This window comes from Acinetobacter sp. KS-LM10 (assembly GCF_036896575.1).
Classification (GTDB): Bacteria; Pseudomonadota; Gammaproteobacteria; order Pseudomonadales; family Moraxellaceae; genus Acinetobacter; species Acinetobacter avistercoris.
Map to the genome: position 1 here is coordinate 2,278,005 of NZ_CP145906.1, position 12,592 is coordinate 2,290,596.

The following is a 12,592-nucleotide window of genomic DNA, read 5'->3' on the forward strand; positions in this document are numbered from 1 at the left end:
TGCCCTATTTAAGCTTAACTTCGCTATAATAGTGCATATATTTATTGGTTATCTCCCCCGTCTCAAACAGTGGATTAGTTGAATATGTCTGAAAACCGTAAACCAGTACAGGGTGAAAAACTTCGCGGCGCTGAAAAAGTTGCACGTATACCTGTAAAAGTTATCCCTACGGTTGATACGCCACGAAAGCCAGATTGGATTCGGGTTAAAATGGCTGCGCCAGACGAAGTTCAGCGTATTAAAACAACTTTACGCGCGCAGAAATTACATACTGTATGTGAAGAAGCAGCATGTCCAAACCTACCTGAATGTTTCGGTGGTGGTACAGCAACCTTTATGATCATGGGTGACATTTGTACACGTCGTTGTCCATTTTGTGATGTGGCACATGGTCGTCCCAATGCACTTGATGCAGATGAACCACGCCATATGGCAGAAACCATTTCGAATTTAGGTTTGAAATATGCGGTTATTACTTCGGTCGACCGTGATGACCTACTGGATGGTGGTGCACAACATTTTGTCGATTGTATTAAAGAAGCACGTGCATTAAGTCCAAATACTTTACTTGAAATTTTGGTGCCTGACTTCCGTGGTCGTATGGATATTGCATTACGCATCATGACGGAATGCCCACCAGACGTGTTTAACCACAATATTGAAACTGTGCCACGTCTGTATAAAGCCATGCGTCCAGGTTCAGATTATCAACACTCTTTAACACTATTAAAAATGTTTAAAGAATACTGCCCTGAAATTCCAACCAAATGTGGTTTGATGGTCGGTCTTGGTGAAACTGAAGAAGAAGTATTGGCATTACTAGACGATTTAAGAGCACATGATGTGGATTACATTACCATCGGTCAATATTTACAACCGTCAAAAGAACATGCGCCATTAGATCGCTTTGTGACACCAGAAGAATTTGAGCGTTATACCGCTCACGGTCAAAAACTCGGTTTCCGTAATATCTGGGCTGCACCAATGGTACGTTCAAGCTATTTCGCAGATCGTCAGTATTACGGCGAACCTGTTCCAGCTGTACGTCGTAAAGCTGATCCTGCTAAAAAAATCGCAGTTCAAGCCATCGAAGCTTAATCATTCAAGATTCAAAACATGGTTAAAAACAACATTAAAAAAAATCCCTCATACGCATGAGGGATTTTTTTTGTACTGTATTTTTGCTCTGTGTTTTGCAATCTTGTACCGCACTATACTTTTGCACCATGTTAAAGCATGGTGATATTTTAACGTGTTAAATCCTGCTCTTTTACACAAAAAAATTGAACTTCATAACATAAAAAATCAACAATACAATGTGGCATGTAATTTGCTAAGTATCTATTGATTATCAATTTTTAGTTATTTGGGAATTAATATGTTCAAGCGATCTTTTCTTTCTTTTCTCATTTTGGGTGCTTTGTCTTCTACACAATCTTATGCAGAAGAGTTTAAAGTCTTAAATCAGATTCACTATAAACCCACACTACTTAAAGAAGGAGAATATAAAGGTCACTATTATGTTCCCTCAACTTTAGAGACAATTACATGGGGTTATTTACCCAACAAAAATAGTCAACCTGTACTGACTGTTCCTTCAGGCAGTGTCGTGACATTCGATACAGTTTCACATGAAGGCTTATTGGAAGATCAAGGACGTAATGCTGAAAAATATTTTAAATCACATCATGTTCAATCGAGTCATATTTTAGAAGAAGCGAAAATCATTACTCAATCTAAGCTCAAACATGATTTTCATAAAGATGGCCCACATATCATCACCGGCCCAGTTTTTATTGAAGGCGCGGAAGCAGGTGATATTTTAAAAGTAGAGGTCATTAATGTTGCCCCTCGCGTTCCTTATGGCGTGATTTCCAATCGACATGGAAAAGGTGCATTACCGGGTGAATTTCCAAAACGTGTAAAACATGCAGATGCTTCACCAGAACATCCTGAAAAATATGGCAATGTTTCTGTATTCACCCCCATCGAAAAAAATAGCCAAGGTGAATATGAAGGTGTCATTAAAACCGCTTCTGGAAAATCCATCCGCTTCCCTTTATTTCCTTTTATGGGTGTGATGGGCGTCGCTGCCAATACTGCGGATCCAGTTCACTCAGTACCACCTTCATTTTATGGCGGTAATATTGATATTAATGAATTAGGTGCAGGGGCAACCGCGTATTATCCGATTCAAGTTAAAGGTGCGTTGTTCTATACAGGTGATAGTCATTTTGTACAAGGGGATGGTGAAGTTGCTCTTACTGCACTAGAAGGCTCAGCCCGTGCAACCTTAAAACTTAGCGTTTTAAAATCGGGTAAAGATAAAATCCCAGGCAAAGAAATCAAGCAACCTTTGGCTGAAAATGCTGAGTTTTGGATCACACCCGGCTTGGATGAAGATTTAGATGAAGCGATGAAAAAATCTACACGTGAGGCAATTCGTTTTCTGGTAGAAGAGTATGGGATTGAAGAAGAACTCGCTTATGCTTATTTAAGCGCTGCGACTGATTTTCAAGTCTCACAAGTGGTTGATAAGACCAAAGGTATTCATGCCATGATTCGAAAAGCAGATTTTAAAGAGTTTAAGTCGGATACAAAATAATCCTTAATGCCATATGACTTAAAACATACCAGTCACTTAAAACATGCCAGTCAGTTAAGTCATTGACTGGCATCTTATTGGGCATTTCTATGCTTGTATTTCACAAGCGTTAAAACAATTCTTTTTCTAAGCTACCTCAATAAATACTTATAGACCTGTAATAGACTGATTACACTCAGCGCTCTACTTCAATTCATTATCTGCTCTAGAAATCAACAACGTATATGCAACGTACAAGCAATTAAAACCATTCTTTAGCGCGTGCAGCGCACGTATTTCTGAATTATAAAACCCTTGCAGTCTACAATGGCGTCATTTTTAGAATTTACGCTATATAATACCCTTAACTTAATCTCCCCATCCTTCCTCGTTAATCACCATCAAAATTTGGTGATCATCTCCACACATCATAAGGTTTTATTATGAAAATCAGCACCCAGACCCTGTTTGGCTTATCTATTCTTGGTATCAGCATTTCACTGAGCCACGCTGCAACTATTTCAGAAAAAACTGTAGCAAAAATGCCCAATGGCGACAATATTAAAGAATATACCCTCAGCAACAAAAATGGCATGACGGTCAAAATCTTAGATGTCGGTGCAGTGATTGCTCAAGTGATTGTTCCCGATCATGAAGCTAAGCTTGAAAATGTGGTACTAGGTTTTGCCAATCCTGCTGATTATGCAACTTTAAATAAATCCAACTTTGGTGCTGTAGTTGGGCGTTACGCGAACCGGATTGCAAAAGGTCAATTCACTATCAATGATAAAACTTATCAATTACCCATTAACAATGGTGAAAACAGTTTACACGGTGGTTCACCTACTTTTGCTCAAGATTTGTGGCAGTCTAAAATTGTAAAATCAAAACAAAAAGACACTGCCGCAGTTGAGCTTAAATATCTATCGCCGAATGGACAAAATGGCTTCCCAGGAAATTTAACCACAACATTGGTTTATAGCTTAAATGACGCCAATGAATTAGCCTTACACTACACCGCTAAAACTGATCAAGACACTGTGATTAACTTGACCAACCACAGTTATTTCAACTTGGCTGGCGAAACCAGCGGTTCAGTTGAAGACCAAGAAGTTCAATTATTAGCGTCACATTTCACCCGAACTGATGCAGCATCAATTCCTACTGGTGAAATCACACCTGTTACAGATACCCCAATGGACTTCCGCAAGATGAAACCGATTGGTCAAAACATTCGTGATCAATATGACCAACTGCAAAATGCCAAAGGTTATGACCATAATTGGGTTCTCGATAACTACAAGCCCAATGCCACTCAACCCGCTTTAGCAGCCAAAGCATTTGATCCAAAAACAAAACGTACCCTTGAAGTTTATACTACTCAACCAGGTATTCAATTTTTTTCAGCGAATGGCTTTAACGGCACTGTCATAGGCACATCAGGTAAGGCTTATCGTGCAACTGACGCATTTGCTCTGGAAACTCAACATTTTCCGAACTCACCTAACACACCAAACTTTCCTTCGACATTATTGAAGAAAGGTCAAACTTTTAATCAAACTACAATTTATAAACTTGGTGTGAAATAACCCATAGATCTTTCGCTATAGATTTATAAACTGAAAGTCAGTTCACCAAACGAACAAAATGAGTGTATGTAAATACGCTCATTTTTTTAACCTAATTTTAGAGATTGAGTCGGATACGAAATAATACAGCAATACAAATCATATAAAAATATCATTTTTATGGTCACATAAATCCCTCATAGTTTTGAGGGTTTTTTTCTAAAACATTAAAAAAATTCATTACTTAAATTCACATTTCTTTTCTTGATCACTCTTGAAATGCGTTTATTAATCAACCAATCTAAGAACACAATATTAGATTAATTTAGCGCTCTTTTGTTTTTCCGAGCATATCTAGCATACTTTCTTTACATATTGAGCCACGCTAAATCGCTAAAAAATTAACTACATTTTAATTCCATAGGGTTTTGAAGGTCTCAAGAATGTAAGTCACTGGAGCAATATAATAATGTTATTCATCCTCAGTGTACTTTTGATTTTATTCACTGTTTGGGCGGTTTTCTTTTTTGAACTCAACCGTAGTACTGGTGCAATCGTCAGTATCATTGCTGCCATCGTTATTGCATTTATAAGTCCATGGTCTCTTATTTTAGGCATTCCATTAATCGTTATTAGTGTAATCCTAATGATTGATTCTTTACGAATGTCAATCATCACCAAGCCTGCTTATAAAACTCTTGCCAATGCTATGCCGACGATGAGCACTACGGAACGAGAAGCTTTAGATGCAGGCACCAGTTGGTGGGAAAAAGAATTATTTATGGGTGCTCCGAACTGGGAAACCTTTGATGAATATCCATATCCAGAATTATCTGTAGAAGAACAAAGCTTTTTAGACCACGAAGTTGAACAGCTCTGTAGTATGTTAGATGAATGGGAAATTCATCACCATCTCAAAGATCTTCCACCTGAAGTTTGGCAATTTATTAAATCCAAAGGCTTTTTAGGTTTAATTATTCCAAAAGAATATGGTGGTAAAGCCTTTAGTTCATTTGCGCAAAGTCGAATCATGAGCAAAATCGCCTCACGTTCTTTGACCACTGCGGTGAGCTGCATGGTGCCTAACTCGCTTGGACCGGGTGAATTACTTCTACACTACGGCACCGAAGAACAAAAAAATCAATATTTACCCGGCCTAGCCACTGGTGAGGAAATTCCTTGTTTCGGTTTGACCAGTCCTGAAGCTGGCTCTGATGCTGGTGCCATTCCAGACACAGGTGTGGTTTGTTACGGACAATTTGAAGGTCAGGAAGTACTTGGCTTACGCATGAATTTCTCAAAGCGTTGGATCACGCTTGCACCTGTCGCAACAGTGGTCGGCTTAGCCTTTAAACTCTATGATCCTGACGGCTTGCTCGGAGATAAAAGCAAAACAGAATATGGGATTACCTGTGCACTCTTACCTGCAACACATGAAGGTGTTGAAGTTGGTGCACGTCACAATCCAGGTTCCCCGTTCATGAATGGTACGGTGGATGGTAAGGATGTTTTCATTCCACTCGATTGGATTATTGGTGGCGTGGAAAATGCGGGTAAAGGCTGGCGGATGCTCATGGAATGTTTAGCCGTTGGTCGTGGTATTTCTCTGCCAGCATTGTCTACTGCAGCGGGTGAAATGAGCTATTTAACGGTCGGAGCATTTGCAAAAGTTCGTCAGCAATTTAAAATTTCAGTGGGTAAATTTGAAGGTGTTCAGGAAGCAACCAGTGATATTGCAAGTGATACTTATATGCTGGAGGCGTTCCGTTATTTAGTTACCTGTGGTTTGAATCAAGGCGGTAAACCCGCTGTTATGACTGCAATGGCAAAATACTATGCGACTGAAACCATGCGTAAGGTCGTGAATCATAGTATGGATGTTGTCGGCGGTCGTGCCATTCAAATGGGACCACGCAACTTCTTAGCACTGATCTATCAGGCAATTCCCGTTTCTATCACAGTGGAAGGTGCAAATATTCTGAGCCGTTCATTGATGATTTTCGGTCAAGGGTCAATGCGTTGTCATCCTTATCTTTTTGAAGAGTTACAACTCTTGCAAGCGGACAATAAAGAAGATGCGCTAAGCACCTTCAATGAGATGCTGTATCAACATTTAGGTTATACCTTTAACCGTACAGCGCGCTCATTCCTGTATGGTTTTACAGGCGGTTCGAGTGATGCATCCCAACATGCGGATGATTTTACTCGCCCCTACTTCAAAGTGATTAATCGTCTAAGTGCCAATTTTGCACTCACTGCAGATATGTGTTTAGGTCTACTGGCTGGAGATATTAAACGCAAAGAAATGCTGTCTGGACGTTTAGCTGACATTCATGCGCATTTATTTATCGCAACAGCAATTTTAAAATTCTATAGCAAAGGCAAAAAAACTGAAGCGGAACAAGCGCATGCTCAATTGGCGTTGGATAAAGCTTTATTTAATGCCCAAGAAGCATTCTATGGATTGTTTGATAATTTCCCAATGGGCGTCGCGGCTGGCTTAGTTAAATTCATTTGTTTCCCATTCGGCCGTCCGGTGAAGAAACCAAGCGATCAGCTTAAGTTGAAAGTCGGTGATTACTTCATGGAAGAAAATGCATTCCGTGATCAATTAAAACAACACGTATTTTATAATACTGATCCAGAAGATGTGACTGGTCGTATGGAATCTACATTCTTAATGCTGCTAGAAGTAGAGGAGTTATGGAATAAGTTTAAGAAAGCCGAATCTAAAAACCGCTTCAAAGGTCTAACTTTTGAAGAACATATTCAAGATGCGCTTGATACGAACTTTATTGATCAACATGAAGCAGATCAGTTAACTCGCTATAATATTAAGCGTTTTGACAGTATGTTAACGGATATTTTTGATACTCAACTTGATCAAGCTTTAGATTTAGAAAATCCACACCAACAAAACTCATCTACGTCACAGCATGATCCATTAGTTGAACAGAGTGCTGCAAATATTGATCAAGAATCTGTTTCATCTTCTGATCTTGGTGAAACAGAAATAAGTGAGACAGATCCAGTTAAGCCTTCAAATGATCCATTTCGAAGTTAGGCATTTCTGTTCCCATTGATCATCAATCTCGAAACAAGGCGCATAAGCGCCTTGTTTTTTTTATTATAAAAACATCATGGTATGGACAAAGGTTGAATAGACCTGAGTTAAAATCGTGAGAAAATAAATGAAGTTTCAACTAATCAATAGTTTAAATTGTAGATTGAAACTCAACATATAATGGTGTTATTAATGATCACAGGACGTTGGATCATTTGTTTAAACATCGAATTTTAAAAAGCCGATTAAAGTAATCAACATCAATCACATAAATGATTAAACAGGGAAATAATAATGAGTCAGGATATCGTTTTAGTTGCAGGAAGCCGCACCCCAATGGGAAGTTTCCAAGGTGGATTAGCAAGTCTTTCAGCGCCAGAACTTGGGGCTGTCGTGATCAAAGAATCACTAAAACGTGCCGATATTGCAACTGATCAAGTCGATGAAGTCATCATGGGCTGTGTTTTGCCTGCGGGTTTAAAACAAGGCCCTGCTCGTCAAGCAATGCGTTTAGCCAATCTTCCTGATTATGTCGGTGCGACAACGATCAATAAAATTTGTGGTTCTGGTATGAAAGCTGTGATGCAAGCAGCAGATGCGATCAAAGCTGGTTCAGCAAATATCGTCGTTGCTGGTGGTATGGAGTCGATGTCGAATGCGCCTTATCTTTTGGATAAAGCTAGAGCCGGATATCGTATGGGGCACGGCAAAATAACGGATCATATGTTTCAAGAAGGCTTAGAAGACGCAGAAACGGGTCTTTCTATGGGTGTTTTGGCACAAGAAATGGCCAATAAAAAGAATTACTCTCGTGAACAGCAAGATGACTTTGCGATCCGCTCTTTAACACGTGCCCAAACTGCAATTCACAATGGTGATCTTAAAGAGGAAATTATTGCGGTAACGATTAATAGTCGTAAAGGCGAAGTTACTATCGATCAAGATGAAAATCCATTTAATGCAAAGATTGATAAAATTCCCACTCTTCGACCTGCCTTTGCAAAAGACGGTACGATTACTGCAGCAAATTCCAGCTCCATTAGTGATGGTGCTTCGGCATTTGTTTTGACATCAGTACAATATGCACATGAAAAAAATCTTAATCCATTGGCATTGATTAAAGCTTATGCCTCTCATTCACAGCATCCTACAGAATTCACTATCGCCCCTGTGGGCGCGATTGAAAAAGTGTTGAAGCAAACAGGTTGGAATGTCGCCGATGTTGACCTCTGGGAAATCAATGAAGCCTTTGCGATGGTCACTATGGCTGCGATAGATGCATTTGATTTAGATGCAGAGAAGGTCAACATTCACGGTGGTGCATGTGCATTGGGTCATCCGCTAGGTTCCTCAGGTTCACGTATTATTCTGACCCTGGTTTATGCTTTGAAACGTTTGGGTAAAACCAAAGGTATTGCAGCGCTGTGTATTGGTGGTGGCGAAGCAACTGCTATCGCCGTTGAAATTCCTGCTTGAACTTTGCAACGCATTTGAAGATGATGTAAATCTGTAGAAAAAAGGTCTCAATCTGTTTGAGTCCTTTTTTTCTAAGCGAAAGTCTAATTAAAATAACCTAAAAAATGAGTCAACAATGTCAGAACAAAATTATGAAAATGGTTTAAAAGTTCGTAAAGAAGTCATGGGTGAATCTTTTGTTCAGCGTGCCCAAGACAATACCGTTCCTTTTACGCAACCTTTGCAAGATTGGATTAATGAACATGCGTGGGGTTCGACTTGGCAACGTGAAGGTGTATTGCCACGTAAATATCGCTCACTCATTACCATTGCATTTTTAACGGCGCAAAAGAGTCCAACTGAATTGAAAGGCCATGTTCGTGGCGCTTTGAATAATGGTGCAACAGTTGAAGAAATCCAAGAAGTCTTGCTCCATAGTCTTCCCTATTGCGGAGCACCAGCGACACAAGAAGCTTTCAGAGCTGCATTAGAAGTGATTAATGAGTATCAAGCAACGAAATAAAAACTCAGGCAGTAATGAATATATTTTATTGCTGCTTTAATTCCTCAAACCAATTCATAAATTTTTCACATCAATTCATATTTTAGAATGTAGCACTTTATAGAACGTGACACTAATCACAGAATAATTAAGTTTCGAGTTCTTATCTTATTTTTAAGGTCATTAACAATACGTTCATTTTCTTCAATTTAATTTTGCTAACTTCATTATTTTTTTAATTATTTTCAAAAAATGATCATTCCTTGTATTTCAAACTGTAATAATAATTGTTATCATTTGCATTAATAACACTTCATTTACATATTGAATATCCGACTATGTCTAGTACTGAATTTGACATGCAGGCTGCTGCCTCCATAAGCAATGCGAATGCTCGCGCTAAGAAAAAACCTATAGAAAAATCCACAGTACTGGCTTATAGAGTCATGATCGCCTATCGTTTTTTACTGGCGACCATGGGTGGTTATTTACTGGCATCACTCTGCGCAATCGTAATTGGACAGTATTTTGTCGAATATCGCTCAAGTGCTGCTATGGCAGCCACGCTTGTGGCTTTTTGCCTTCATTGCGCTGCTTTTATTTGGGTCTTTATGGTGAATAAAACCTTAAAAGCGAGTCTAGGCATTCTTGTTCCCTGCTTAATCTTATTCATTATTTACAAAGTCATGGGAAATTAAGATGAGAGTCGATGCAAAAGTTGAAGGCCCTCGTCAATCTATGTCTTGGTTACACACCTGGGCAAGTTTAGTCCTCGGTTGGCTGCTGTATGCCATTTTTTTAACAGGTACACTCAGTTTTTTTCAAACTGAAATCACCAATTGGATGAAACCTGAGTTTCATCAATCCGTTCCAAGTGATTCACAAATAGAGCAAACTCAAGTCGCTTTAAATTATTTACAAAAAAATCATCCCAATGCAGGCAGTTGGACGATTCAACTTCCAAACTCACGCCAAAACACCACGCAATTAAATATCCGTAAAGAAGGTGAAGATCCACGTGCAAGACGTGGTGGTGAACGTGTGACCATTGATAGTTCAACAGGTGAAGTTCTTGAAGCACGTGAAACTCGTGGCGGTGGATTTTTATATCGTTTCCACTTTGAACTCTATGGTATGCCACGCATTTGGGCACGTTGGATTGTTGGTTTAGCCACCATGTTTATGTTTGTTGCGATTATCAGTGGCGTGATCACACACAAGAAAATATTCAAAGATTTCTTTACCTTTCGCTCAGGCAAAGGACAACGTTCTTGGTTAGATGCACATAATGCCACTGCTGTTTTTGCACTTCCCTTTCACATTATGATCACTTTAAGTGGTCTGTTGCTGTTGCTCTTTACACTGATGCCTTGGGGAGTCAATCAAGTCTATGAAAGTCGCGGTCAGTTCTTACAAGATCAACGAAAATCATTAATTGAAGCGCCGACTGAGGATTCAAACTCAGCTCGAGGTCAAGGTGGTCAACGTGGTGAAATACAGGGACAAGCACGTAATGAAGCCCGTGCTGAACGCGGTGAAGGACGTGGCAATCGTGGTGAAGGTCGTAATAAACGCCCCGAAGCTCAAGCCGCACCAATGGCTGACTTAGCACCAATTCTGGCTCAAGCAAAAGTCGAATGGAAACAAAACCCTGTAGCCAATATTAGTATTGTGGCACCCAACACAGATCGAGCAACTATTGAATTACGTGCTTTAAATGCTGCAAGTGTTGCACACCGTGGTGTTTATGAAACTTTAGACTTTAATGGCGTCACTGGAAAAAATATAACCGATGATTCTGCGTCTTTACGTAATCCATCTATTCCCAATGCCATCTATAACATCACGACAGTACTGCATGAAGCACGTGGTGTTGATTTAGCCTTACGCTGGATTCTGTTTTTATCAGGTGTGATGGGTACGATGATGATTGCTACTGGTCTAATTCTATGGTGTGTGAAACGTGCACCTCAACAACAGAAACAAGGCTATAAATCATTTGGTTATCGTCTGGTTGAAGTCACGAATATCGCGGCAATCATTGGTTTACCGATTGCATGCGCAGCCTTTTTCTACGCCAACCGATTTATTCCAGCGGACATGGAAATGCGTTTAAATTGGGAAATCCGTAGCTTCTTCATCGTTTGGGTACTCACTTTAATTTACGCTATGTTTAGAACACATCGACAAGCTTGGTTAGAGCTGTTGATGTTTGCCACGATCGCTTTCGCACTGTTGCCGATCATTAACCCACTCACAGGCGGTCAAGCTTTGTGGAATACCATTGCCAATGGTCAATGGGTCATCGCAACCTTCGATTTAGCCATGTGGGTTTTAGCGATTATTTTCTACTTTGCTTTCCGCAAAGTAAAAAATCATAAAGGTTTAACGCCAAAAAAAGCTAAGGCACAAGTCGTACAGGAGACTGAAGCATGATTTTTTTCATCTTAGTTTGGTCACTGACAGCCCTTGCCTTTTTTGCTTTGGCAAGTTCAATCGCTAAACATCAAAAACAAATCTTTGGCCATGAGTTACTTGCTAATCAAACACGCTTAGCGACTATTTCAGGTTGGCTATTGTTAACCATTTCAGTGATTATTTGCATGCTGAATGGTCAACTCAGTAATATGATCAGCTATTGGATCGGCACATTGTCGTTCTCCGCGTTATTTGTTGGTTTATGCTTCAGTTATTTTGAGCGTAAAATTCGTAAGATTGCGATAGCCATCGCCGTGATCTTTCTGATCAGTCTTATCTTGCATCTCATGTAAATCTTAGATTCTCAAACGAAATGCAAAAAAGCCAATCTCTCGATTGGCTTTTTTGTGCCAAAGCTTTAGGCTATACCCAGTTATTACTTGGATATATTATGTCTGAATCTCCGCAAATCCCAACAGAATTGATAAACCGTGCAACAGCAGGTAATGCTGAGGCGCAATTCGCCTTAGCTGAACTGTATATGCAAAGCGAAAATGAAGATGATATTGAACATGCTGAAGAATGGGCACTGAAAGCAGCTGGGCTAGGCTATGTCGAAGCGATGTATTGGCTTGGTGAAGGCTATGCTGTCTATGCTAAAGATCTTTTAGAAGAAGATCCTGAAGAAGCCAAAACTTATTTCGAACATGCTCATAATTGGTTAAAACAAGCCAGCGATTTAAAGCATCCTACAGCGCTTTTAGAACTTTCCAGTTTCTATCGTCGTGGCTATGTCGTAGAAATTGATGTTGCAAAATCAATTGAGTTGTTACAACAATCTGCTGAATTGGGGGAAGTTCAAGCGATGCGTGATTTAGCTTGCATCTATGAACATGGTTTAGGGATCGATGTCGATGATGCGAAAGCGGATTACTGGAATTCTAAAGCACAAGATGCTGAGAAAGAATAATCTAGTATTTAAGCCCATCGTTTGATGGGCT

10 protein-coding genes are annotated in these 12,592 nt (G+C 39.7%); all 10 read left to right on the top strand.

The annotated features are described in order from the left end of the window. The first annotated feature begins 84 nt into the window (after nt 1–84). Nucleotides 85–1,098: a lipoyl synthase gene (lipA, locus tag V5M36_RS10415; RefSeq protein WP_338558696.1), complete on the top strand. Its 1,014-nt coding sequence runs from the start codon at nt 85–87 to the stop codon at nt 1,096–1,098. A 280-nt stretch (nt 1,099–1,378) separates the two neighbouring features. Beyond that, nucleotides 1,379–2,605, top strand: coding sequence for an acetamidase/formamidase family protein (locus V5M36_RS10420; protein WP_338558698.1), 1,227 nt, complete (start codon nt 1,379–1,381; stop codon nt 2,603–2,605). Between the two features lie 422 nt (nt 2,606–3,027). After that, the gene (locus V5M36_RS10425) at nt 3,028–4,173 is read left to right on the top strand and encodes an aldose epimerase family protein (protein WP_338558700.1); all 1,146 of its coding nucleotides are present in this window, start codon (nt 3,028–3,030) and stop codon (nt 4,171–4,173) included. A 448-nt stretch (nt 4,174–4,621) separates the two neighbouring features. After that, on the top strand, nt 4,622–7,216 hold the full coding sequence (locus V5M36_RS10430) for an acyl-CoA dehydrogenase (RefSeq protein WP_338558701.1): 2,595 nt from the start codon (nt 4,622–4,624) through the stop codon (nt 7,214–7,216). A gap of 294 nt (nt 7,217–7,510) precedes the next feature. Beyond that, nucleotides 7,511–8,692: a thiolase family protein gene (locus V5M36_RS10435; RefSeq protein ID WP_338558703.1), complete on the top strand. Its 1,182-nt coding sequence runs from the start codon at nt 7,511–7,513 to the stop codon at nt 8,690–8,692. Between the two features lie 115 nt (nt 8,693–8,807). Continuing rightward, entirely contained in the window at nt 8,808–9,194 is a 387-nt protein-coding gene (locus V5M36_RS10440; RefSeq protein ID WP_338558705.1) for a carboxymuconolactone decarboxylase family protein, read from the top strand. Nucleotides 9,195–9,511: 317 nt separating this feature from the next. Continuing rightward, complete coding sequence (locus V5M36_RS10445; RefSeq protein WP_338558708.1) at nt 9,512–9,871, top strand: hypothetical protein; 360 nt, start codon at nt 9,512–9,514, stop codon at nt 9,869–9,871. Nucleotide 9,872: 1 nt separating this feature from the next. Further along, entirely contained in the window at nt 9,873–11,609 is a 1,737-nt protein-coding gene (locus tag V5M36_RS10450) for a PepSY-associated TM helix domain-containing protein (RefSeq protein ID WP_338558711.1), read from the top strand. Then, the gene (locus V5M36_RS10455) at nt 11,606–11,944 is read left to right on the top strand and encodes a DUF3325 domain-containing protein (protein WP_338558714.1); all 339 of its coding nucleotides are present in this window, start codon (nt 11,606–11,608) and stop codon (nt 11,942–11,944) included. The genes V5M36_RS10450 and V5M36_RS10455 overlap by 4 nt, the downstream gene beginning before the upstream one ends. 98 nt (nt 11,945–12,042) lie before the next feature. Continuing rightward, the gene (locus V5M36_RS10460) at nt 12,043–12,561 is read left to right on the top strand and encodes a tetratricopeptide repeat protein (RefSeq protein ID WP_338564153.1); all 519 of its coding nucleotides are present in this window, start codon (nt 12,043–12,045) and stop codon (nt 12,559–12,561) included. Nucleotides 12,562–12,592 lie beyond the last annotated feature (31 nt).

Coding starts and splice junctions, on each gene's coding strand:
- lipA (WP_338558696.1), top strand. CDS start 85: ATGTCTGAAAACCGTAAACCAGTACAGGGTGAAAAACTTCGCGGCGCT.
- V5M36_RS10420 (WP_338558698.1), top strand. CDS start 1,379: ATGTTCAAGCGATCTTTTCTTTCTTTTCTCATTTTGGGTGCTTTGTCT.
- V5M36_RS10425 (WP_338558700.1), top strand. CDS start 3,028: ATGAAAATCAGCACCCAGACCCTGTTTGGCTTATCTATTCTTGGTATC.
- V5M36_RS10430 (WP_338558701.1), top strand. CDS start 4,622: ATGTTATTCATCCTCAGTGTACTTTTGATTTTATTCACTGTTTGGGCG.
- V5M36_RS10435 (WP_338558703.1), top strand. CDS start 7,511: ATGAGTCAGGATATCGTTTTAGTTGCAGGAAGCCGCACCCCAATGGGA.
- V5M36_RS10440 (WP_338558705.1), top strand. CDS start 8,808: ATGTCAGAACAAAATTATGAAAATGGTTTAAAAGTTCGTAAAGAAGTC.
- V5M36_RS10445 (WP_338558708.1), top strand. CDS start 9,512: ATGTCTAGTACTGAATTTGACATGCAGGCTGCTGCCTCCATAAGCAAT.
- V5M36_RS10450 (WP_338558711.1), top strand. CDS start 9,873: ATGAGAGTCGATGCAAAAGTTGAAGGCCCTCGTCAATCTATGTCTTGG.
- V5M36_RS10455 (WP_338558714.1), top strand. CDS start 11,606: ATGATTTTTTTCATCTTAGTTTGGTCACTGACAGCCCTTGCCTTTTTT.
- V5M36_RS10460 (WP_338564153.1), top strand. CDS start 12,043: ATGTCTGAATCTCCGCAAATCCCAACAGAATTGATAAACCGTGCAACA.